The organism is Brevibacillus composti, assembly GCF_016406105.1.
Lineage (GTDB): Bacteria > Bacillota > Bacilli > Brevibacillales > Brevibacillaceae > Brevibacillus > Brevibacillus composti.
The window spans coordinates 1,242,902-1,266,142 of the sequence record NZ_CP066308.1 but is presented as its reverse complement, the minus strand read 5'-3'; the positions used below and the strand labels follow the sequence as shown (position 1 = coordinate 1,266,142).

Below are 23,241 nucleotides of genomic sequence, written 5' to 3'. Positions count from 1 at the left end.
CTGGGCGTGGGTAGCTTTTTTCTGTTTGCTATGTGTACAATAACGAATGAGACGCATGCGAAAGGAAGGGAAAACCAACCTATGACAGATCCACGTATTGAACAACTGGCGGACGTGCTGGTCAACTACTCGACACGCATCGAAAAAGGTGAAAACGTTCTCATCTACACCATCGGGAACGTATCCGAACTGACCCGCGCCGTCATCAGGGAAGTGTACAAAGCGGGCGGCCATCCATATGTGCAGCTGATCGATCCGACGATTCAGCGCGAGCTTTTGCTCGGAACCAACGAAGCTCAGCTGGAGGTCATGCGCGATGCGGACGTTTCCTTCATGAAGAAGATGGACGCGTACATCGGCATCCGCGGCGGCGACAACATCAATGAATACGCAGACGTCCCCGGCGACAAGATGCAGCTGTATTCCAAGCTGCTGACCCGCCCCGTGCTGGATGTCCGCGTGCCGGAGACGAAATGGGTCATCCTCCGCTACCCCAATGCTTCCATGGCTCAATTGGCCAATATGAGCACAGCGGCCTTCGAGGATTTCTACTTCAAGGTATGCACGCTGGACTACAGCAAGATGGACAAGGCGATGGTCAACCTCGTCGAGCTGATGGAAAAGACGGATAAAGTGCGGATCACCGGTCCCGGTACAGATCTCACTTTCTCCATCAAGGGCATTCCCGCGATCAAATGCTCGGGCCAGAACAACATCCCGGACGGCGAAGTGTTTACCGCCCCTGTCCGCGACTCGGTCAATGGAGTGATCACGTACAATACGCCGTCCCCGTACCAAGGCTTTACATACGACAACATCAAGCTGACCTTCAAAGACGGCAAGATCGTGGAAGCGACAGCCAACGATACGAAGAAAATCAACGAGATCTTTGACACCGACGAAGGAGCCCGCTATATCGGCGAATTCGCCATCGGCGTCAACCCGTACATCCAGAATCCGATGAAGGATATCCTGTTCGACGAAAAAATTGACGGCAGCTTCCACTTCACGCCCGGCCAGGCTTATGACGAAGCGTTCAACGGCAACAAGTCCTCCGTCCACTGGGATCTGGTCAACATCCAGCGCCCGGAATGGGGCGGCGGCGAAATCTGGTTCGATGACCGCCTGATTCGCAAAGACGGCCGCTTTGTGGTTCCCGAGCTGGAGAGCCTCAATCCGGAAAATCTGAAGTAAGCCGGCAAGGGAAAAACGGGGCTTCTCCCGTCTTTTGGCCCGTCTTTTGGCGGAGTTTTCGCCGCGAACAACAAAAAGCGGGGGCTGCACAGGGCCCTCCGCTTTTTGTTCTTTTATGGATTGCTCATCCTACACCGAAAAGGCGTGCTCCTTTTTGCTCGTCAAGAGAGCAGGCATCCTCTTTTCCAGAAAGTCGATGGTCGACTCCAGATGGTGGATGGTGTATTCCCAGCAAAATTTTTGGTAATCATCAAAGGTTTCCTGCAGCTTTGCAAACGACTCGCGGCTCTGCTTGAGCATGCTGCGCTGCGTCTCCAGACAGTTTTCGAAGAGCTCTTCCTTCTCTTTTTGCGTGCGCCCTTCGCTGAAAAAGATCTTGACCAGCATGTCAGAGCGAAGCACGGGCGGCAGGATCGGAGACTGCATCTCCGATTGGAAGCATTCTTTCCCCGCTTCCGTAATGCTGTACAAAATCTTGTTCGGCTTGCCAGACTGGATGATCTCCTGCTTGGTGACAAAGCCCTCTTCCTCCAGCTTGCGGAGGGCCGGGTAGATCGCGCCGAAGCTGGCGTCATAGAAAAACCCGATACAGTTGGTGAACGCCTGCTTGATGTCGTAGCCGCTCATCTCTCCATAATTCAAAAAGCCAAGTATGATTGTTTTTACATCCATCTCTCTACATCCTCCAATACCTAAGCATTCCCCTATTTTTGGCGCAGTATCGTCAACATGCATATTTTGCGAAACTGCTTATATGTTCGAAATATTCTTTACTAGTGTAATTATAAACTTTTCATTATCATTATACCAATGCTATTTCTTTATTATATCAATTAAAAATATTGATATATCCCACGGCTTATATTTTGGGCGTTCCTTCCCTCTGCCCTTGCCATAAGATGATACATACCTATCTGCTGTAGGGGGAGAGAAACGTGAAAAGTAAAAAATGGAACAGCTACGCCAGAGTCAAATACCCTGTGAGCAGCAGTCTGCACCCCTTCAACTTCTTCGTCCCGATCATCGAGCGTGTCAGGGATGGCGTTGTTTCCATTGTTACGGAAGATACCCATCCGTCCCATAATGTAGAAGACCTGATCCGCAGCCTTGTTTCCGATCAACAGTCTTTGGCATCCGAGCGAAGTTACGGTTCCGGCTTTCTCTTTCATCCCAAAGGATATATCCTGACCAGTGAACACGTCATCGGAAAATCGCGCACCATCCTCGTCAAATTATACAACGGGCGCGTCTTCGAAGCGAAACGGGTACTGGCAGATCGCGTGCGTGATTATGCGGTGATCAAGATTGATGCAGATTGCAAGCTGTACCCATTGCCGCTGGGCACCTCCTCGGACACGAAAGTCGGCGAATGGGTCATCAGCATTGGTTCCCCGCCTGTTGCTATAGCGGCAAACCGTATCCGCCCCCGCCATCCCGCCTGCCCTCGCTCGCAGCGAGCAGCGATGGAGGCGACCTTGTGATGGAGGCGGTCCTGTTTTTAGGTACCCGTATGGCGGGCTCTCTGCCTCCCTTCCGTGGAGATCACGTGGAGCGCAAAAGAGACCGGCCGGGCGATCGCCTCCGCATACGTCTCCCGATCCCCCATCTGGCGGAAGATCTCCCGCCCCGGCTTGGGATTCACTTCGATCAGCCATACCCGGCCCTGGACATCCACTCCCACATCCAGCCCGAATTCCATCATCCGGCCAAACTTCTCCTCCAGTACGGCGGCAACTTCATGGGCCATCTGGCTGCATTCCTGCTGTATCTGTCTGGTTCGCTCCGCACCGAACCGCTTGGCGACAAAACGGGAGAAGGAGATCGCTTCGCCGCCTCCGTGCAGATTGGAGATCGAACTGCCGACGGGGCCGAGGCGCACGCCGCAGCCGGTCACGTCCCATTCGCCCGCTCCGTTTTTTTGAATCAGGAGGCGCACATCGGCCACGCGGTTCGGGACGAGAGCGAGATCGAGACCCTGCTGGACGAGAAAATTTCCGTCCCGGATCCGCTGTTCCCGCACCCATCGCTGAATCCAGCGCTCGACTGCCTCCGCGCTGCTGAAGCTCGCCTTTTTCTGAAGCAGCCGCCGATCCCGCCCCTGCACGAGATACTGCTTCCCCTGCGCGGCGATCTTGACGATGCTCCGCCCTCCTGTTCCGTTGCCCGGTTTTACGTAAACGATAGGGTAGCGGCTCAGCATCGCTTTGACGCTCCCTCTGGCATACAGCCGCGTCTCCGGTACCCACCGCTTTACCCGATCGTGCTTGGACAAGAACTCCGTCACGCGCCACTTTTTGCTGAACGGGCTGTTCGCAAAAGAAAACAGGCCGCTGTGACGGAGCCGCATATATTCCTTTACCCTTTTTCGATAGCGGTCAATCACCAATTCGGGCCAGGGAAACATTCGGCTTTCCCAGCCGCCGCCTTTGGCGGGCACAAACCCTCTTATCTTTTTCTGCGACAAAAAAACATCCTGGTGGGAAAAGAGAAAAGTCTCCGCACCCATCTGCCTGCCGGCCAGCACTAAGCGGCGCAAATAGCCCGGCTCTTCGAAACGCTTTCCTTCCCGCCAGGTAAGAATGCCCAGTATCGGTTTGGTTGCCATGCAATCCCTTCCTCCGTCTCTCATCTGGGATAGTCTATGACAGAAAAGAATCGGGGGAAACGCACAGGCGGGAATCGGGCAAGCGCCTACCTGCCGGGGCGGATGCCCCAGGTGTACGCATAATCTGCGCGGGGTTGGAAAAAACAATAGGTACCGCTGCAAACGCGCGTTACTTACCTTATTCAAGTGGATATGCTACAATAAAGACATAGTAGAAGTACCTCAGAGGTGACACCATCGTGGGTCAAGCATTTGAAAACGAGCAAACCTGTCCGAAATACGAAGGGGCCATCAACATTCTCGGCAAGAGATGGACCGGCCTGATTATCAACGTGCTGCTGCGTGGAGCTGTAAGGTTTAAGGACATCCGGGAAATGGTTCCACAGATGAGTGATAAAATGCTCTCGGAGCGACTAAAGGAACTGGAAGAACAGGGGATTCTGGAACGGAAGGTATACCCGGAGATTCCCGTCCGCATCGAGTACCAGCTCACCGAAAAAGGGGAAGAGCTGCGTCCTGTGATCGAGTCCATTCATACTTGGGGGCAAAAGTGGATGTAAATCCTGCTGCTGCCCTCGCCCGTCTCGCCTGCTGCGTCTGAACTCTATGACGCCGCAGGCTTTTTTTGTCCTGTCGAGGGGATTTCCCTCGCCGGCGCTTGCGGTGCGATCCCGACAGGGCCTGGCCGCGATCCCCGTGTTTTCGCGGAAAAAGTTTAGGTAGGTCAGGCATACGCGAGCCCCTTTGTCTGTACACTCTAGCATGCCGCGCTTCGGGAGGGGATGCGATGAGGACAGCGATCTATTTGCGGGTGAGCACCGAGGAACAGGCTGCCGAGGGTTTCTCCATCGCCGCGCAAAAGGAGCGGCTGCTCGCCTACATTCAGTCTCAGGGCTGGGCGCTGGCCGGCGTCTACACGGATGAGGGGGTCAGCGCCAAGGATATCCATCGAGCGGAGCTCAGGCGCCTGCTCGCGGATGTGAGGGCTGGAAAAATCGATATCGTGCTGGTCTACAGGCTGGATCGGCTAACCCGGTCCGTCCTCGATTTGTATCAGCTCTTGCAGGTATTCGAGGAATCGAACGTCCGCTTTAAGAGCTGCACGGAGGTATACGATACGACGACCGCCATCGGCCGGTTGTTCATCACGCTGGTAGCGGCACTGGCCCAGTGGGAGCGGGAAAATCTCGGCGAACGCGTCAAGCTGGGAATGGAGCAGATGGCCCGCGAGCGAAAGCGGCCGGGCGGCCCTCCCCCCTACGGCTACACACTCAAGCAAGGGCAGCTCGTCCCCCATCCGGAGGAGGCGACGGTCGTCCAGCGGATGTATCAGCAATATGTAGCCGGCAGCACACCCGGACAGATCGCTGAGCGGGCCAACCGGGAGGGCTATCGGGGAAAGCACGGCGGCAAGTGGAGCGGCAGTGCCGTAAGCCGCCTGCTGCGCAACCCCGTCTATTGCGGGACGCTTCGCTGGAACTATGCGGAAGCGGGTCAGCGTCAGAACAAACCGGATGAATGGATTCTAATCGAGGGCTCCCACCCGGCCATCATCGACCGGGAGACGTTTCGACGTGCCGAAGAGCGGCTGCTGCATCGACAGCAAAAGCATCCGCGGGCACTGGCCTCCCCTTTTCTCTTCTCCGGCCTGCTCTACTGTGCCCGCTGCCAAGGGGAGATGCGGGGAAAGACAGCAGTGATCCGCAAAAACAGCGGCAAACGCTACCGCCACGTCTACTATCTGTGCAAAAACCGGAAAGAAGGCGCGTGCCAGGCGCCCGCGCTGCGGGAAGACCGGCTGGAGGCGGAGCTGCTGGATCGACTCTCCTCCTTCCAGGAAGAGCTCTGGTCCGCCATGCGGCACACCCTGCAGAGAAAGCGGCCCGCTTCCCCCGTGCATCGGGCTGCCGGATCGCCAGAGCAGCTCGCGCAAAAACGACGGCGCTGGATGCAGGCTTATGAAGCCGGGGTGATTTCGCTGGAGGAATTGCAGGCCAGACAGCGGGAGCTGGCCAGGGAGGAAATGGAGCGGTCGGACGAGGAATGCAGCCCCGCAGCCTTGATGGAGAAAATCGCGATGGAGGCAAAAGGGGAAAAACGGAAGCTGGATTGGGCGTGGATCTGGGAGCAGGCGACGCGCGAGGAGCGCAAGCAGCTGATCCAGCTCTTACTGCAGAGGCTGGAGGCCGAAGCAGGTCCGCCCGCGGCACCGCACCAAGGCCGCCCTGCCCTGCTCCGCCTGGTGGAGTACCGGTAGCCGCTGAGAAGAGCCCGGTTAAGCGGTGCCTGGGTACAGTGCCTGGTGGTACAGTGCCTGGTGGTACAGTGCCTGGACGGTAAAGTGTCAGGCTGGTGCGTCCCTGGCTGGCACAGTGCCCGATGGTACAGTGCCTGGCCGGTGCAAATGCCCGCCCGGTGCAGGAGATGCCTCTCGCCCCGTCGATACCCCGCCTTTGTTTGCCGCTATCGAAACAGACGGTTCCCCGCTTGGGTTGGAAAACTCCGTCACAGCCGGGATTATCAGCGCCAAAAACCGCCGCTTGCAGGTGGCCAAACGCGTCTACGACGAGATTTTTCAAACGGATGCCGCGATCAACCCAGGCAACAGCGGCGGCCCGTTAATCAATCTGAACGGAGAAGTGGTCGGGCTCAATGCCTTTATCATTCAATCCAGCCAATGCCTCGGGTTTGCCATCGGGATCGACGCGCTGAAGCAGCATCTGGACCAGTTTATTTTTTAGCCGCTCACCGCACAGCAAAAAGGCCCTGTCACTTGGACGGGGCCGGCTTTTCAAATGCGATCAGATAAACATCTGAGCCTTCCTTGAGCAATTCTTTTTCCGCCGCCTGCAGCTGCTGCAGCTGCTGCTCGGTCAGATTGGCGATCGGCAGTTCATCGAGACGGTTGTATTTCACCTGTCATTCCTCCGTTTGATGTGCTTACAGTGGTAGTGTAACCACGACGAAGGCTATGTATTTACCTTACGCCCCCTGCACCAGCGCTTTGGCGATCGCAGAGCAGGAACGCTTGCAGAACAATATCGGCAGTTCCCTGTCCTTGGCCTGGCTCTTTACCGTCTTGGCCAAATTATGATTGACGAAATCCGTCAGCACCAAAATCATGTGGGTGCCGGTAGGAATCTTGACGCCGGTCTGGGAATTCTTCCGCCCTGTGACATGGTGGATGTCGGTAAAACCTTGCCCCTGCAAAAAGTCCACGATATTTCCGAGGCGGTCTCCGCCAATCACGAGAATGGATGACATCACATGCTCCTCCTAACTGATCTTTTTTTATGTGCAAGACTTTGTTTTTGTTTAATTGATAATGAATATCACTATTATTGATAAATATTATCATTCCCAATTGGGTTTGACAATACTCTTCACCTAATAAAAAAAGAAGGGTGCAGCGCGCGGTGATGATTGCGCGGTGCACCCTTTGTGCTTCCCGGTATATAGATGATCGCTATCCCGCCACGACCTGGCTGTAGGCGGCAAAAGCTTTTCCCAAACGGCTGACGGCCAGCTCGGTATTCTCCCGATCCAGCAGCGTGTAGTTGAGCCGCATGGTATTGGTCTGCGCCTGAGCCGCGTAAAACGGCACACCCGGCACAAACGCTACTCCTTCTTTGACAGCCTGGGCGAGCAGTTTCTCCGAATGAATATGCTCGGGGAGTTCCACCCAGAGGAACATGCCGCCTCTCGGTTTGGACCATTTCATCCCGGTCCATGCCTCGCGGGTCAAGAGCTCATGCATCCACTCCATCCGCTCCTGATAGGAACAGCGGATTTTTCCGATATGGGCTTCCAGATCAAAGCGATCCAGCAATTGATGCAGGGCAATCTGGTCGATCGTGCTGGACTGCAGGTCGATCGCCTGTTTTGCCTTGACCATCATCTGGATGACGCGGCTGTCCCCAATCGCCCATCCCGTCCGCAAACCGGGGGCGACGATCTTGGAAAAGGTACTGGTGTAAACGACAGCCGAACCCTGCGGGTGTTCATCCAGGGAGAAGATGCTGCGATACGGAGCCTCTCCGTCGAACTGGATTTCTCCATAGGGATCGTCTTCCAGAATCAAAATATTGTGCTCGCGGCATTGGCGGAGCAGGCCCAGGCGGCGCTCCGCGCTCCATACCTTGCCGGTCGGGTTGGCAAATGTCGGGATGACGTAGACCATTTTCGGGCGAAATTGTGCGATTTTTCTGGCAAGGTCATCCATGTCCATGCCCTCTGCGTCTCCATCCACCGGAATAGCGCGTATGCCGCGGAACTGGAAGAGTTGCACAGCAGCAAGATAAGTTGGATTTTCTACCAGCACGACGTCGCCTTCGTCCAGGTAGACGCGACAGAGCAAGTCGACGGCCTGCTGGGAGCCGGTAGTGATCAGCATGTTTTCTACGCCAACATTCATATGCTTTTGCTTCATCCGCGACGCGACCCATTCCCGGAGCGGGATATATCCATCCGTCAAACCGTATTGAAGTGATTTTGGTCCCAGATCAAGCGCCCGGTTGAATGCCTCGCGCATCTCTTCGATCGGAAAAGAGTCTTCTGCAGGGAGGCCTCCCGCGAGCGACAGCACCTGGTTGCCCTGGGTTAATTTCAAGATTTCACGCACCGCCGAAGAGGTGAGCGCATTGGTTGATTGTGAAAAGGAATACTCCATGTCATGTTCCCCCTTGATTTTGCTTATTCCTGTTTTATCACTGCCCCGTGGATAAGTCCAATCTCACAAAGCTATCGACGGAATAGGTTTTGACTATGTCGAGCGAGGGTTCGGTCGAAGAAGCTCCAGTGGTGTAATTGCCACTGCTCGGGAAAAGTGCGGGAACAATAGGAACGTCAAGTTGCTTATGTCTTGCATTAACAAGTCACGTGGCTATTATGAGAAGAAGCCTGTTCCCATGCTAGGCTCCGTTCTCCGCCCTGCTGGGATGATTCACTGTCCACTCCACAGCGTCCCCCGGGGGGTGCGCAAAAGGAGCAACGCTAACGAGGTCATCCCACGTTGCGACCCTTTTTCCCGAGGGCCGCTGCTGCGCTCAGATGGGCTCCGCAAAGTCGCTACGCATGGGAACATGCTTCTTCAAATACCTCCTTTTTCAGCGCATCCCTATTTACTACGTAGCTTTACACCCACATGTCTTTTGTGAACGGACACATGAAGAAGCATGTTTCCCTGTGATGCGACTGTGGAGCCCTTACCCAGTGGAGGGACGATTCGCGGGATTAAGGAGCGCAACGTGGGATGACCTCGAAGCAACTGCTCCTTTTGCGCCTCCCCCGTGAATCGTCCCGGAGCGGACAGTCTATGCTCCCCCTGGGGCGGAACCCGGAGCTGAGCAGGGAAACATGCTTCTTCTCACTACAGCACCGTTTCATAAATCATTTCAAGAAAAACCTACTCAAGATGAGCAACAACCATGTTAGCGGAAGGTTACTATGCGCTTATTTTTCCCCGGCAAACAAGCCCAGCTTCTCAATCCGCCGGACAGCCTCCGCGAGCCGCTCTTCCGTGGATAACAGCGCGGCGCGCACATACCCTTCCCCGGTCGGTCCAAACCCGACGCCCGGAGCGACGACGACATGCGCTTTTTCCAGCAGCAAATCGGAAAATTCTACCGACGAATAGCCCTGGGGTACGGGCAGCCAGGCAAAGAACGACCCCTCCGAAGGGTTGGCCTGCCAGCCGATGCGATGCATCTCTGTAAACAGCACATCCCGGCGGCTCTGGTAGACCTGTACCAGGTCGCGCACACACTGCTGGGAGCCGGTCATCGCTTTGGCCGCTGCCATCTGCACAGCGCCGAACAGACTGACAAAGTAATGGTCCTGGATCAGGTTAATCAGCCTCACCAGCTCTTTGTTCCCGACCATCGCCCCTACCCGCCAGCCAGCCATGTTGTAGGTTTTGGACAGGGTGTAAAACTCCACCCCCACCTCTTTGGCCCCGGGGACCTGCAGGAAGCTGACCGGCTTTTTGCCGTCAAAGCTGATCGCGCCGTAGGCAAAATCATGGCAGACCACGATTTCGTGCCGCTTCGCGAAGCGAATCGTCTCTTCATAAAACTCCACCGGTGCATTGACCGCTGTCGGATTGTTGGGGTAGTTCAGGAACATCAGCTTCGCCTTTTCCAGATCTTCTGCCTTGAGCTGGCCGTAATCAGGCAAAAAGGCGTTCTCCGCCCGCAGCGGCATCATCACCATGCGGCCGTCTACCACGGCTACTCCGGACCAGTAATCCGGATAGCCCGGGTCCGGTACCAATGCGACATCTCCCGGATTCATCAGCACCTGGCATATCTCCACCAGGCCGGTCTTGCTGCCGAACAGGATCGCCACCTCCTCCTCCGGGTCCAGGTCGACGTCGAACTCCTCTTTGTACCAGTGGGCGACAGCCTGCTTCAGTTCCAGTCGGCCGCTAAAGGGCGGGTATTTGTGATGAACCGGGCGAGCGGCTTGCAGCGAGAGCTCCTCCACGATATGCGGCGGGGTCGGCAGATCGGGATTGCCCTGCCCCAGATTGATGATGTCATGTCCGGCCGCTATGGCCTTGTTTACTTTGGCGACCAGCGTGGCAAAAAATTGCGTCGGCAGCCGGTCAACCATGGCGGATGGTTGGATGCGCATATGATTTTCTTTCCCTTCCTCATAATCATGCAAAAAGCCCCTTTTCCCGAACAGAAAAAGGGGCGGAGATCATGTAGCCGCGTTCTTATCTGTCAGGAGAGCTCCTGCTGGAATTGGCACAGCACCCGCGTAAATTGCTTCGCGGATCCGCTGCCGGGCTTCATCGGGCCAGTCCCTCCACCTCTCTGGATAAGTAAACAGAATCTATTCACTTTTGAATTGATTTCATACTACTTGAGCGCGTGGGGAGTGTCAAGCGTGTAGCCCGTCTCCGGCTAGTGCCTCTGTGCCGAAATCGTCGGCTTCAACTCCGGCCGCTTGATAAATGACGCGTACACCGCAAAGAAGAGCACGGCGAGGAGCGCAAGCGCAGCCATCGCGTAGAACATCCCTTTTGCCGCTAAGGCTTCAAAGGTCACAGCGCCGAGCAAGGGTCCGATCATCCGTCCGGCCGATCCCACTCCGCCGATCAATCCCTGAATCAAGCCTTCTCGCCCGGCCGGGGCCAGTTCGGCTGCAATCGTCGGGACTGCCGGCCATACCAGCATCTCTCCCAAGGTGATGATGAACATGGCTGCGAAAAACCCTGCGTAGACCGTAGTCTGGGAGAGAATGAGCATGGACAGGGAAAAGAGATAGCCGCCCAGCAGCATCTGTGCCCGCAAGCTGCGGGCAAAATGCCGGATCACCCATGAGATCAGCGGCTGTCCGAGCAGGATCAAGGCGCCGTTCAGCGTCCACAGCAGGCTGTACTGCTTCAGCGTGATGCCGAGCGTCTGCATGTAGGCGGACAAAACGGTCGTCCACTGCACGTAGATCACCCAGCAAACCAGCAGGCCGGCCGACAAGATGGCCAGCGCCACCCATGCCACAGATTTTGCGGCCGCGACATCGGGATGGGCAGCGGTGCTCGCCGTAGGTGCTGCGGCAGGCTCCTTTTTGCCCGCAGCTGCGGGCGTCTGCCCAACTGTGGCTGCGGGCGTCTGCCCGATTGCGGCTGTAGACGTCTGCCCGGCTGCTGCTGCGGGCATCTGTCGGACTGCCTCTGCAGCCCCCTCCCCACCCGCGGCTTCTGCCGCTCGGGCATTGTCCCTAGGGCGTCCTTTTTCCAGATCATATGAGCGGTTCAAGACGAGGAACACCACGAGCACCAGCACTTGCAGCCCGCCATTGCCATAGAAGGTCCACGCGAACGAGATGCTCGCCAGAATGCCGGCGGCTCCCGAACCGATGGCGCCGCCGACATTGAGCGCCACGTAGACCATATTCAGCCCTTTGCGGCCGCCCTCCGGCCACAAAAGGCCAATCAAGGCATTGAGCACCGGAAACATGATTCCGGAGAAAAAACCGTTCAGCGGCAGAAGGATCGTGTAGACCGTAAAATCGGTGGTAAATCCCAGGCCGATGGCGACTACCACCGCCCCTGCCGTGGCTGCCGACAAGGTGAGCATTTTTCCCCAGCGGTCAAAAAGCATCCCGCCGATCACGCTGCCCACCAGGTAAGCGCCCTGATTCAGCATCAGTACACCCCCGGCTACCGCCAGAGACTTTCCGAGAAAATCGTGAATGTAGATCGTGACCAGGGGCCAGATACAGGCCATCCCGGTAGAATGAATCACCGCAGCGATGGCCAGAAGCCGTATGCTGCGCGGATAGGAATTCCATAATCGGCTCATGTGTGGGTTATGCCTCGCTCCGGTGGAAGTCTCCGCTCTTGCCGCCCGTTTTTCGTTCCAGGTAGGTAGGGCCGATGACCATGCCCTTATCCATCGCTTTGCACATGTCATACACCGTGAGCGCTGCCGCGGCTGCGGCTGTCAGCGCCTCCATCTCGACGCCGGTCTTGCCTGTCGTTCGGACCGTCGCCTCGATGTCCAGTGTCACATCGTCCCCATATGAAAAGCGAATGTCGATTCCGGTCAGCGGGAGCGGATGACACATCGGGATGATGTCCCAGGTCTTTTTCGCCGCCATGACGCCCGCCACCTGGGCGACCGCCAGCACATCCCCCTTGGCGATCTGTCCTTCGCGAATGCGCTGGAGCGTTTCCGGCTTCATCGTAATTTTGCTGACAGCAACCGCTTCCCGCTTGGTAATCTCCTTGTCGGATACATCTACCATTTGGGCGCGCTGCTGTTCGTTGAAATGGGTCAATTGGTCGCTCATCGCTCTGATATCCTTTCCTGTGCGGCACTCCGCAACGTCTTCTGCGGAGGCCTCCTGTATCGCCCTGCTATCGGGTGGGGCTGTTACTCTTACCTTACCTGCGCCCCTTCCAGAAATCAATCGGGAATCTTCCGAAAAGACACACCGGGATTTGGCAGTTCCCTGCAATTGTGTTATCTTCACTGGTAGAGAAGATCTTTTTCCTATATGAATATCTGGGGAAATGAGGAGTGCCGTATGCAAATTTCCGTTCTATTGTTTGCCGGTTTGGCCGAGCGGGCAGGTACACGCAGCATCTCTCTAGCGCTGCCGGAGGGTGCCACCGTCCAAGACCTCTTGCAGGCCGTATCCAGCCAGTATCCCGCACTTTCTTCCCTGTTGGGAAGCTGCTTCATCTCGCTCAATCAGGAATACGCGACGCCGGACAAAACGATCCAGGCCGGAGACGAGATCGCCATCCTGCCTCCGGTGAGCGGAGGACAGGAGCCTCGGTTCGCGATTACCACCGAGCCTTTGCAGGTCGAAAAACTGATGAAGCTGGTCATGAATCCCCATGCGGGCGCCGTCCTCTCCTTTGTCGGGACGGTACGCGAATTTACCCATGGACAGCGCACCGTCTCGCTCTCGTATGAAGCCTATGAGCCGATGGCGGTGGAAAAAATGAAACAAATCGCGCGTGAGATTGAGGAGCGTTGGCCGGGTGCCCAGGTCGCCATGCATCACCGAATCGGCGATATGGCCATCGAAGAGATCGCCGTCGTAGCCGTCGTGGCTACTCCGCACCGGAAGGCGGCCTTTGAAGCAGGCGAATACGCGATCGAACGCTTAAAACAAATCGTTCCGATATGGAAAAAGGAAATCTGGGAGGACGGCAGCGAGTGGAAAGGCCATCAGCAAGGGCCGTGGAATCCGATCGCGCTCCCGGATGACGGAGAAAGGAGCTAACCTCTTTGCATACCCGCTATTCCCGTCAAATCCTGTTTGCCCCCATCGGCCGCACCGGACAGGAGCGGCTGGCGAAGAGCCGTGTAGCCATCGTCGGCATGGGCGCGCTGGGAACCGTCTCGGCCAATCACATGGTCCGCGCAGGCGTAGGCTTTGTCCGCATCATCGACCGCGATTTTGTCGAGCCGAGCAATCTGCAGCGGCAGATGCTCTACGATGAGGAGGATGCCCGGCAGCATTTGCCCAAGGCGATCGCCGCCCACGCCAAACTGACCCGGATCAACTCCGACGTGACGATTGAGCCTGTCGTGGCCGACCTGACCGCCTACAATGCCGAGTCCCTGCTGGCCGATGTCGATCTGGTGCTGGATGCGACGGACAACTTTCAGGTGCGCTATCTGGTCAATGACGTTTGCGTAAAGCACGGCATCCCTTGGGTGTACGGCGGCGCCGTGAGCGCCACCGGCACATTTACCGCGATTCGGCCCGGCATCACGCCATGTCTTCGCTGTCTCTTTCCGGAAGCGCCCAACCCCGGGGAAATGGCTACTTGCGATACTGCCGGCGTAATCGGTCCGATCATTCACATCATTGCTTCTTATCAGGCGACGGAGTCCTTCAAGCTGCTCGTGGGAGACGAGGCTGCGCTCAATCCCTATCTGGAGCATTTCGATCTCTGGAACAACCAGCATCAGCAAATCAAGGTGAGCGGCAGCAGACGCGCCGATTGCCCGACATGCGGACAACGGCAGTTTTCCTTTTTGCAGCCGGATTCGCAGGATGGACAGGCGGTCTCCCTCTGCGGACGGGACACGGTGCAAATCTCCCCCGCCGCGGACACCTCGCTCGATCTGGAAAAGCTGGCGGAGAGGCTCTCCCCGCTCGGGCAGGTGGAGCGCAACAAGTTTCTCCTGCGGTTCCATGCCGATCCGCATACGCTGGTGGTATTTCCCGACGGCCGCGTGCTCGTGCAGGGGACAGACGACGTGAGTCTGGCCCGCACGCTGCATGCCAAGTATATCGGCGCCTAGACGCTTTCCCCTTTGCACACAAAGAAGTCCCCTTTCCCGGCGAAAGAGGACTTCTTTTTCATTATTATGGCAAGGGCGAGGCCGCTGGCACCGTTCCCGGTTTCTCTCCCCCTCCCATACGCAATTGCTGGGTGGCGAATTCGCGGTACATGGCATGGCTCGCAAACAGCTCTCCATGCGTGCCTTTCCCATTGGTTTGCCTCGATGAATCCGCGAAAGTGACCGGCCCGCGTGCATGCAAACCGAACAGAATCGGGATAATACGGGAAGTCTGTTGATTCTTCCTGCCTCTGCCAGCAGAACACGAGACAGAGACGCAACCTGCAATAATTTGTATATCGATTGATGAAATTAGGGTAGAAGCCAGGAGACAAATCGAGTATAATAGGGTCGTAACGAAGAAACGAAACTAAGTTTCATCTGATGAAACTCCGAAGAATAGGGAGGTTGTGCACATTGGCTAAAAACGATGCTTACAACGTCAAGTCTTCCCTGCAAGTAGGCGGCAAATCGTACGCGTACTACCGCCTGCAAGGCCTGGAAGAACAAGGAATCGGCGAGATCTCCAAGCTGCCGTTCTCCATCAAAGTGCTGCTGGAAGCGGCTGTTCGTCAATTTGACGGCCGTGCCATTACCAAAGAACATGTACAGCAACTGGCAAACTGGACAAAAGGACGCGACAGCAACAAAGAAGTACCGCTCGCTCCTGCCCGTATCGTCCTGCAAGACTTTACCGGCGTGCCCGCTGTCGTAGACCTGGCTGCCATGCGTATCGCGATGAAGCGCGCTGGCGGCGATCCGAAGCGCATCAATCCGCTGGTACCGGTCGATCTGGTTATCGACCACTCCGTCATGGTTGACGATTTCGGAAACGATCAAGCCCTCGACCACAACATGAAGCTGGAATTCGAACGCAACCAGGAGCGCTACCGCTTCCTGCGCTGGGCGCAAACCGCTTTTGACAACTTCCGCGTCGTTCCTCCTGCGACCGGTATCGTTCACCAGGTAAACCTGGAGTACCTCGCATCCGTGATCGCTACGCGCGAAGTAGACGGCGAACTGGTCGCTTTCCCTGACTCTCTCGTCGGTACGGACTCCCACACCACCATGATCAACGGTCTGGGCGTACTCGGCTGGGGTGTCGGCGGTATCGAGGCAGAGGCAGGCATGCTCGGCCAACCGCTTTACTTCGTCACGCCAGAGGTGGTCGGCTTCAAACTGACCGGCACGCTGAAAGAAGGCGCGACTGCTACCGACCTGGCTCTGACGGTTACGCAAATGCTGCGTAAAAAAGGCGTTGTCGGCAAATTCGTGGAGTTCTACGGTCCTGGCCTGTCCAACATCTCGCTGGCAGACCGCGCGACTGTAGCCAACATGGCTCCTGAATACGGCGCGACCATGGGCTTCTTCCCGGTAGACGCGGAAACGCTCAACTACCTGCGTCAAACCGGCCGCGAGGATTCCCTGATCGAGCTGGTCGAAACCTATACCAAAGCAAACGGCCTGTTCCGCACCGACGAGACGCCAGACCCTGTCTTCTCCGAAACACTGGAGCTGGATCTGTCCACCGTGGTGCCGAGCCTGGCTGGTCCGAAGCGTCCGCAAGACCGCGTCGAGCTGACTTCCATGAAGGAATCCTTCAATGAAAGCCTGCGCGCTCCGATCGAAAAAGGCGGCTTCGGTCTGTCGGAAGACAAGATTGCAAAAGAAGTGCAAGTCAACTACCCGACCGGTGAAACGGCTACCCTGAAAACAGGCTCTGTCGTGATCGCGGCGATCACTTCCTGCACCAATACCTCCAACCCGAGCGTCATGCTGGGCGCAGGTATCCTGGCGAAGAAAGCGGTCGAAAAAGGCCTGAAGAAGCCTCCATTCGTGAAGAGCTCCCTGGCTCCGGGATCCCGTGTCGTGACCCAATACCTGATCGATGCAGGTCTGCTCGACTCTCTGAACACCCTCGGCTTCAACGTCGTCGGCTACGGCTGCACCACTTGTATCGGTAACTCCGGTCCGCTGCCGGAAGAAACCAGCAAGGCCATCGCCGACAACGACCTGACCGTAGCAGCGGTTCTCTCCGGAAACCGCAACTTCGAAGGCCGCATCCACGCGCTGGTGAAAGCGAACTACCTCGCTTCACCTCCGCTCGTGATCGCCTATGCGCTGGCTGGAAATGTAAACATCGACCTGACGACCGAGCCGCTCGGCATCGGCAACGACGGTCAGCCTGTTTACCTGAAAGATATCTGGCCAACACCGCAAGAACTGAACGAAGCCATGGACAAAGCGATGAATCCAGAGCTGTTCCGTGCACAATACGCAAAAGTCTTCACCCAAAACGAAGAGTGGAACAAGATCGATGCGCCAACCGGCGATCTGTACGAGTGGGATGAAAAATCCACCTACATCCAAGAGCCTCCATTCTTCCAAAACCTGACCGGCGATGTCGGCCATATCGACGAAATCCTGAAAGCCCGCACCATCGCGCTGTTCGGCGATTCCGTCACGACGGACCACATCTCCCCGGCAGGGAACATCTCGCCGACGAGCCCGGCAGGCAAATACCTGCAGGAAAACGGCGTAGAACGAAAAGACTTCAACTCCTACGGCGCTCGCCGCGGAAGCCACGATGTCATGATGCGCGGTACTTTTGCCAACATCCGCATCCGCAACCAAGTGGCTCCTGGCACAGAGGGCGGCGTAACCAAATACCTGCCGACCGGCGAAATCATGTCCATCTACGATGCTTGCATGAAGTATCAAGCAGATGGCACGCCGCTGGTGGTTCTGGCCGGTAAAGAGTACGGTACCGGTTCTTCCCGTGACTGGGCAGCCAAAGGTACCTTCCTGCTCGGCATCAAAGCCGTTATCGCAGAAAGCTTTGAGCGTATCCACCGCTCCAACCTGGTCGGCATGGGCGTATTGCCGCTGCAATTTGCTGACGACCAAGGCTGGAAGTCGCTCGGCATCGACGGTACGGAAACCTTCGACATTCTCGGTCTGTCTGACGAAGTACAGCCGGGTCAGCGCGTCAAGGTAAAAGCGACTCGCCAAGACGGCAGCAGCTTTGAATTCGATGCGATCGTCCGTCTGGACAGCTTGGTAGACGTGGACTACTACCGCAACGGCGGCATTCTGCAAACCGTGCTGCGCCAGCTGCTGGACGAAGGCAAACCGGTTACGGCGTAAGCAGCCGTCCTTGCCTGAAAAAGAGTTACCTTGCAAGTAAGCAGCAGAAATATCCCGAACGTTTTACAGCACCCACCCACCCAAAACAGGCAGCCATCGTCTCCGGACGGTGCGCTGCCTGTTTGTTTATGTGGCTGGGAGTTGTCGACGCCAGGGGCCGAATGTATGTTCCGGTAGAAAGGAGGCATGCTATACGGGAAGGAGGAATGACACCATGGATCAAAAGAACTTTGAGGAGATTTACGAGGCGTACAAAGCGAGGGGCGAGCAAGAGGCCCGGCAGGCCGCGCAGGAAGGGAGTGCCCCTCAAGGAGCCACGGGACAAGGGCAGCAGGCAGCTGTCGACCAGATGAGTACCTCCCCTGTCACCACCATGCTGGGCGGGGCTCCATCCGCCAGTCTCGGCGCTGCTCCGTCTGCAGGCCACGGTGCGCCTTCACCCGCCGGCCTCGGCACCGCCCCATCTGCCAGTCTCGGCGAAACGCCACCTGCCGGTCTCGGCGCAGCACCCCAGCCCTCATTTGGCGCCACTCACCTGTCCAGCCCCGGCACTGTGCCAACTGGCGGCGGCAAAGAGCAGATCGTCGCCGTGCGGAAAAACGAAGATGGCGATTTGATCGCCTTCAAGACGAATTCGGGGCGGGAGCTGGACTACGTAACAGCGCTCGAGGAGGCAAAGGCAGGCCGTCTCGCGCACGTCGATGTTTTTCACAAATACGGGCGCGATATACTACGCAGCGAGCCTGACGGTATCAAGGAAAATAACCTGGACAATCTGCCTTCGTTTTAGTCGGCTCTCTCTCCTTTCTGTTATCATAGAGTGGACGAATTCTCTGCTTAGAAAGGATCAAAGCCATGAGGTTACCACTCACCCTGGAGATGATCAAGTCGCTGTGCGGCCGCATTTCATATGAAAAAGGAAAAGCCTATTATCAGGCGGGGAAAGTGACGCTTACCGTCATCGATCCCGCCTCTTTTGCATTCAAAGGCACGGTAAAAGGCAGCGCAGGCAGCTTCCAGACAGCCATTCATTTTGCCCAGACGGGAGTTGTGGATGCATCCTGCACCTGCCCCTCGCTGGATTCATACGAGCAGCGCTGCCAACATATTGCAGCCATGCTGTTCTCTCTATACGAGCTTCAACAGGACGGACAGCTGGATAACAGGACACCCCTTCCCTCCCCGGCTTCCCCCTCTGCTTCCCCGGACGAAGCGGCCGGGATCAGCGAGAGAGATGTTCAGTTGACCAATCGCCTGCTGGCTCTCTTTGCCGACCAGGGACGCCGCTCTGAAAACAGCCTCCGCCCCTTGTTCGATGCCAGAGAAGTCCTGGAGGTACAGTTCATCCTCAAGCCTTTTTCCTATGGGTACCGCAAGCACATGCTGGGGATCGAGCTGAAAATCGGGCCAAAACGGCTCTACATTGTGCAAAAAATCCGGGAGTTTCTGGGCAGGCTTGAGCTGCGGGAAGCGCATCTCTTTTCCAAATCATTTGCCTATGATCCCGCTCTGCACCGCTTTCGCCCAGAGGATGATGCCGTCCTCACGCAGCTCCTCCAGATCTGCCGAAATGAAAACCTCTACCGGGAAACGGCCAGCCCCTATGCCCCTGCAGCCAAAAGCATTTGCGGCGAGCGCATGCTGCTGATCCCCCCTGATTCCTGGCAGGCCTTGTGTCCGCTGCTATCGGCCGCTCCCTCGGTCCAACTCATCCAGGGCGACCAGGCGTATGACGGCCTTCGGCTGACGGACGGACCGCTGCCGCTCCGCTTCTCCTTCGACGAAGCAGCGGGCGGCCTCTACCGGATGGAAGTCGACGGCCTGGATGAGCTGATCGTCCTGGAAGCCTACGGCGTGGTGCTGCACGAGGGAGTGCTGCATGCTGTCGAAGCCGAGCACGGCAGCCGTCTGTCCGCGCTGAAGCAGGCTCTCGCCGCTTCCCACACGCCGCAAATTCGGATGACCCCTGCACAAATGCAGCCCTTTTTCACGCAGGTCATTCCCCATCTGATGAAGCTCGGCCGCGTAGAGATGGCCGAAGCCGTATCGGCGCGCATAGTGCGCACGCCTCTTGTGGCCCGTCTCTATCTCGACCGAGTCCGTGATCGGCTGTTGGCCGGTCTGGAGTTTCAGTATGGCGATATCGTCATCAATCCGCTCGAAGGAGACGGACCTGGCCGCGGCAGCGACCGCATCCTGATGCGAGACGGGGAGCGGGAGCGGCGCATCCTGGAGCTGATGGAGCGCGCCTCCTTCACCCGGACGGAAGGCGGCTTTTTCCTCGTTGACGAGGAGGCCGAATACGCGTTTCTCTACTATCTCGTCCCTCAGCTGGAAGGCCTGGTGAACATCTTCGCCACCTCCGCTGTCAAAACGAGGCTGCATCGCCCTTCCGCCCCGCCGAAGGTGCATGTGGACAGGGAGGAGCGGACCGATTGGCTGGCGTTTCGCTTTGAGATCGACGGCATCCCCGAGCGGGAGATCCGCCAGCTACTCCAGTCCCTCCAGGAAAAACGCAGGTATCATCGACTGCCAAACGGCGCTCTCCTGCCGCTGGAGACGCCCGATTATGAAGAGCTCCGCCAGATCATGAACGGGATCGTGCTGCAGATTGGCGAAGGCGAAGGAGCTGCCTTCCGTCTGCCCCTCATGCGGGCGCTCCCGGTTCTGGATGGCGGGCGGCAGGGACATGTACTCAAGCTGGGCAGAAGCCTGCGGCGCTTGCTGGAAGACCTGCGGAATCCCGACAATCTCGATTTTCCCGTTCCCGCGCAGCTTGCACCTGTGATTCGCGATTATCAGGCGTACGGCTATCAATGGATGAAAACGCTGGCTCACTACCGCTTCGGCGGTATCTTGGCGGATGAGATGGGGCTGGGCAAAACCTTGCAGAGCATTGCATATCTCGCCTCCGTAACAGACGAGATCCGCGCGCAAGGACGGCCCGCGCTCGTCGTCTCCCCCGCCTCGCTCATGTACAACTGGCGAAATGAACTGCGCAAATTTGCGCCCGCGATCCGGACGGTCATCGCCGACGGCAGCAAGGCCGAACGGCGCGATGCCCTGGACCGCGCCTCCGAAGCCGATGTGATCATCACCTCCTACCCGCTGCTGCGCAGAGATCACGAGTGGTACGCCGAGCGCAGCTTTCATACGCTGATCCTCGATGAAGCGCAAGCCTTTAAAAACCATGCGACGCAGACGGCACAGGCGGTCAAGTCGCTGGGGGCCGAGCATCGATTTGCGCTGACCGGGACCCCTGTCGAGAACAATCTGGAGGAATTGTGGTCGATCTTTGACGCTGTCTTTCCCGCCTTGTTTGCGGGCAGGAAATCCTTTCACGAACTCCCCCGTGAGCAAGTGGCCAGACGGATCCGCCCGTTTCTGCTGCGCCGCCAAAAAGCGGACGTGCTCGGGGAACTGCCGGAGAAAATCGAGATGCTGCAGGCCTCTCAGCTGCTGCCCGAGCAGAAGAAGCTGTACCTGGCCTACCTGGCCAGACTGCAGCAGGAGACGCTCAAGCATCTGCGCGAGGACAGCTTCGAAAAAAACCGGATCAAAATTCTGGCCGGTCTCACCCGGCTTCGCCAGCTTTGCTGCCATCCGGCCCTGTTCGTCGAAGGCTACCGCGGCGGCTCGGCCAAACTGGAGCAGCTGCTGGAGCTCGTGGCGGAGTGCCGCCGCGCCGGCAAACGCCCGCTGATCTTTTCCCAGTTCACCGAGATGCTGCGTCTAATCGCCAAAGAGCTGGGCTATCAGGGAGTGCCGTTCTTCTACCTGGACGGACAGACGCCGGCTGCCGAGCGCGTCGAGCTATGCAGCCGGTTTAACGAGGGAGAGCGGGACGTGTTTCTCCTCTCTTTGAAAGCGGGAGGAACGGGGCTCAATCTGACCGGAGCGGATACCGTGATCCTCTACGATCTCTGGTGGAATCCCGCTGTGGAGGAGCAGGCGACAGACCGTGCTCACCGGATCGGCCAGAAAAACGTGGTGCACGTCATCCGCCTGGTGACAGAGGGGACAGTCGAGGAGAAAATGCATGAGCTGCAGCAGAAAAAGAAGCATCTGCTGGAGGAAGTGATCCAGCCCGGTCAGGAGGCGGTCTCCTCTCTGTCGGAGCAGGAGATTCGCGAGATATTGATGCTCGGGTCGTGAAAACGACCGTCACAGATTTCGGCCGTGCCCGAATAAACGACCGCCCCATTGCGTCAAGCGGGGCGGTCGTTTTGTGCGTTTATTCCGTTCCTCAAAAAGCATCCGGCGTGGGCACAGCCGGCTCATTCTGCCCGCCCAGTCTCCGCCTGGCCGTCTCTCTGGCGCCCACTGCCGGAACGTGCTTGCCCGCTTTGGCCAGGCCGTAGACCGGCATATTGACGTACATGCATTCATACCTGCCATCTTCGACCAGGTAGGTCTCATGGAAAAAGCCCACCTTTCCCATACGGGCTGCCTTTTTGTTAAAATCGCGCCATGCGTTCAGATGCGCGGCACTGCCTCGCGCGTACTGCTCCAGCTGGTCATACGAGCGCCAATACTGAATCATGACCGGCCCGCGGCCACCCCAGAAAAAGGCTGCGTCCAGGAAGCCGAGCTCCCTGTTTTGATACAGCTCCCGCAGCATCCTGTTCATCGCCTGGATGATGGGCAGCCACTGATGGACTGCGAGCCAGTTGTTGATGTGAAGGCCGATGACGAACACCACGAACGGCCCTTCCATCTCTGCTGTATGCCGACCTGCCACGAATTTTCCCATCGTTACCACCTACCTAAAGCAAAAGTTTGAGATGCAACTCGTAAAACCGGAAGAAATCTTGGGATTGGTAGAGATGGGCGGTCAGGTACGCTCCGTAGAAGATCGTAAACAACCCGATCACCATCTCCTCCACCCCGCGTCCTTCGGCAATCTCCCCGTCCGCAATGGCCTCCTCCACGCAGCGCTGAAACAGATGCTGCAGATCCGGGACGATCGCCCGTGCCTGCTCCTCTTTTCCGGGATAATACAGATGAATCTCTGCATCGGACAGCTCCGGCATGCACGGATGCATCTTCACCTCGGATAGAAATCCAATCAGGCTGAGCATAATCCCCGGCACTTCTCTGGCGCTCTCATCCACCTTTTGAAAGAGGTGCCGCAGCGCCTGGGTGCCTCGCTTGGGCGACTCCGCCAGCTCCATCAACCGATCCGTCAGCCAGAGGCACATGAAGTAGAGGAGCAGGTCCTCCTTTTGCGGAAAAAACTTAAAAAACGTCACCTTGGAGACTTCTGCCCGGCGACAAATGTCTTCCACGTACACATGCCGAAACGACCTTTCGCCAATCAATTCCAGGCAGGCCTGGAGCAAAGCCTGCTTGGTCTTTGCCTTTTTCCACTCACGCAAGGGAATCTTCTGCACCGTCAAAAAGCTCCTTTTTTTTCTAATATGTACTCGTATTAATAAATTAACTCGGGTAAACATTTCTGTCAATCCCCATTTACCAAGC

General features: G+C 57.1%; 20 protein-coding genes and 1 riboswitch. Of the genes, 10 read left to right on the top strand and 10 right to left on the bottom strand.

Features of this window, described 5'->3' with window-relative positions; translation table 11 throughout:
* Positions 1-81 precede the first annotated feature (81 nt).
* Positions 82-1,194, top strand: a complete 1,113-nt coding sequence (locus JD108_RS06490; RefSeq protein ID WP_198829072.1) for an aminopeptidase — start codon at positions 82-84, stop codon at positions 1,192-1,194.
* 129 nt (positions 1,195-1,323) lie between these two features.
* Here the strand turns inward: JD108_RS06490 and JD108_RS06485 are convergent, their stop codons facing one another.
* Positions 1,324-1,866, bottom strand: coding sequence for a PadR family transcriptional regulator (locus JD108_RS06485; RefSeq protein ID WP_198829071.1), 543 nt, complete (start codon positions 1,864-1,866; stop codon positions 1,324-1,326).
* Between the two features lie 263 nt (positions 1,867-2,129).
* On the opposite strand from JD108_RS06485, the gene JD108_RS06480 reads away from it, so the two are divergent.
* Complete coding sequence (locus JD108_RS06480; protein WP_228728331.1) at positions 2,130-2,675, top strand: S1C family serine protease; 546 nt, start codon at positions 2,130-2,132, stop codon at positions 2,673-2,675.
* A 17-nt stretch (positions 2,676-2,692) separates the two neighbouring features.
* On the opposite strand, the gene JD108_RS06475 is transcribed toward JD108_RS06480, so the two are convergent.
* A complete protein-coding gene (locus tag JD108_RS06475) occupies positions 2,693-3,799 on the bottom strand; it encodes a YheC/YheD family endospore coat-associated protein (protein WP_198829070.1) in 1,107 nt (368 codons plus the stop codon).
* Positions 3,800-4,038: 239 nt separating this feature from the next.
* On the opposite strand from JD108_RS06475, the gene JD108_RS06470 reads away from it, so the two are divergent.
* The 3 genes from JD108_RS06470 (at position 4,039) to JD108_RS22555 (ending at position 6,540) form a co-directional block, all read left to right on the top strand.
* Positions 4,039-4,359: a winged helix-turn-helix transcriptional regulator gene (locus JD108_RS06470; protein ID WP_198829069.1), complete on the top strand. Its 321-nt coding sequence runs from the start codon at positions 4,039-4,041 to the stop codon at positions 4,357-4,359.
* A gap of 227 nt (positions 4,360-4,586) precedes the next feature.
* The gene (locus tag JD108_RS06465; RefSeq protein ID WP_198829068.1) at positions 4,587-6,056 is read left to right on the top strand and encodes a recombinase family protein; all 1,470 of its coding nucleotides are present in this window, start codon (positions 4,587-4,589) and stop codon (positions 6,054-6,056) included.
* A gap of 25 nt (positions 6,057-6,081) precedes the next feature.
* On the top strand, positions 6,082-6,540 hold the full coding sequence (locus tag JD108_RS22555; protein WP_323958404.1) for a S1C family serine protease: 459 nt from the start codon (positions 6,082-6,084) through the stop codon (positions 6,538-6,540).
* A 28-nt stretch (positions 6,541-6,568) separates the two neighbouring features.
* On the opposite strand, the gene JD108_RS06455 is transcribed toward JD108_RS22555, so the two are convergent.
* The 6 genes from JD108_RS06455 to moaC form a co-directional block, all read right to left on the bottom strand.
* Positions 6,569-6,715, bottom strand: coding sequence for a hypothetical protein (locus JD108_RS06455; RefSeq protein ID WP_198829067.1), 147 nt, complete (start codon positions 6,713-6,715; stop codon positions 6,569-6,571).
* Between the two features lie 66 nt (positions 6,716-6,781).
* Positions 6,782-7,063 (bottom strand): DUF2325 domain-containing protein, encoded by a 282-nt coding sequence (locus JD108_RS06450; protein WP_198829066.1) that lies wholly within the window; start codon positions 7,061-7,063, stop codon positions 6,782-6,784.
* 202 nt (positions 7,064-7,265) lie between these two features.
* Positions 7,266-8,468, bottom strand: a complete 1,203-nt coding sequence (locus JD108_RS06445) for an aminotransferase-like domain-containing protein (RefSeq protein ID WP_198829065.1) — start codon at positions 8,466-8,468, stop codon at positions 7,266-7,268.
* A 782-nt stretch (positions 8,469-9,250) separates the two neighbouring features.
* Positions 9,251-10,432: a pyridoxal phosphate-dependent aminotransferase gene (locus tag JD108_RS06440; protein WP_198829064.1), complete on the bottom strand. Its 1,182-nt coding sequence runs from the start codon at positions 10,430-10,432 to the stop codon at positions 9,251-9,253.
* An 82-nt stretch (positions 10,433-10,514) separates the two neighbouring features.
* Positions 10,515-10,628: riboswitch (SAM riboswitch) on the bottom strand.
* A gap of 79 nt (positions 10,629-10,707) precedes the next feature.
* Positions 10,708-12,108, bottom strand: a complete 1,401-nt coding sequence (locus JD108_RS06435) for an MFS transporter (RefSeq protein WP_198829063.1) — start codon at positions 12,106-12,108, stop codon at positions 10,708-10,710.
* Between the two features lie 7 nt (positions 12,109-12,115).
* Positions 12,116-12,598 (bottom strand): cyclic pyranopterin monophosphate synthase MoaC, encoded by a 483-nt coding sequence (gene moaC, locus JD108_RS06430; protein ID WP_198829062.1) that lies wholly within the window; start codon positions 12,596-12,598, stop codon positions 12,116-12,118.
* Between the two features lie 237 nt (positions 12,599-12,835).
* Here moaC and moaD point away from each other — a divergent pair, with 237 nt between their 5' ends.
* The 5 genes from moaD to JD108_RS06405 all read left to right on the top strand — a co-directional run bounded on the left by moaD (position 12,836) and on the right by JD108_RS06405 (position 21,915).
* Positions 12,836-13,543 carry a molybdopterin converting factor subunit 1 gene (gene moaD, locus JD108_RS06425; RefSeq protein ID WP_198829061.1) on the top strand — a complete coding sequence of 236 codons (708 nt, stop codon included), beginning with the start codon at positions 12,836-12,838 and terminating at the stop codon, positions 13,541-13,543.
* A gap of 5 nt (positions 13,544-13,548) precedes the next feature.
* Complete coding sequence (locus tag JD108_RS06420) at positions 13,549-14,574, top strand: ThiF family adenylyltransferase (protein WP_198829060.1); 1,026 nt, start codon at positions 13,549-13,551, stop codon at positions 14,572-14,574.
* Between the two features lie 456 nt (positions 14,575-15,030).
* On the top strand, positions 15,031-17,760 hold the full coding sequence (gene acnA, locus JD108_RS06415; protein WP_198829059.1) for an aconitate hydratase AcnA: 2,730 nt from the start codon (positions 15,031-15,033) through the stop codon (positions 17,758-17,760).
* A 535-nt stretch (positions 17,761-18,295) separates the two neighbouring features.
* Positions 18,296-18,550, top strand: coding sequence for a DUF3892 domain-containing protein (locus tag JD108_RS06410; protein WP_228728416.1), 255 nt, complete (start codon positions 18,296-18,298; stop codon positions 18,548-18,550).
* A gap of 65 nt (positions 18,551-18,615) precedes the next feature.
* Positions 18,616-21,915, top strand: coding sequence for a DEAD/DEAH box helicase (locus JD108_RS06405; RefSeq protein WP_198829058.1), 3,300 nt, complete (start codon positions 18,616-18,618; stop codon positions 21,913-21,915).
* 91 nt (positions 21,916-22,006) lie between these two features.
* Here the strand turns inward: JD108_RS06405 and JD108_RS06400 are convergent, their stop codons facing one another.
* Together JD108_RS06400 and JD108_RS06395 are read right to left on the bottom strand one after the other, a co-directional pair.
* Positions 22,007-22,513, bottom strand: a complete 507-nt coding sequence (locus JD108_RS06400) for a DUF4188 domain-containing protein (protein ID WP_198829057.1) — start codon at positions 22,511-22,513, stop codon at positions 22,007-22,009.
* Positions 22,514-22,526: 13 nt separating this feature from the next.
* Positions 22,527-23,159 (bottom strand): TetR/AcrR family transcriptional regulator, encoded by a 633-nt coding sequence (locus JD108_RS06395; RefSeq protein WP_228728329.1) that lies wholly within the window; start codon positions 23,157-23,159, stop codon positions 22,527-22,529.
* Positions 23,160-23,241: the final 82 nt, after the last annotated feature.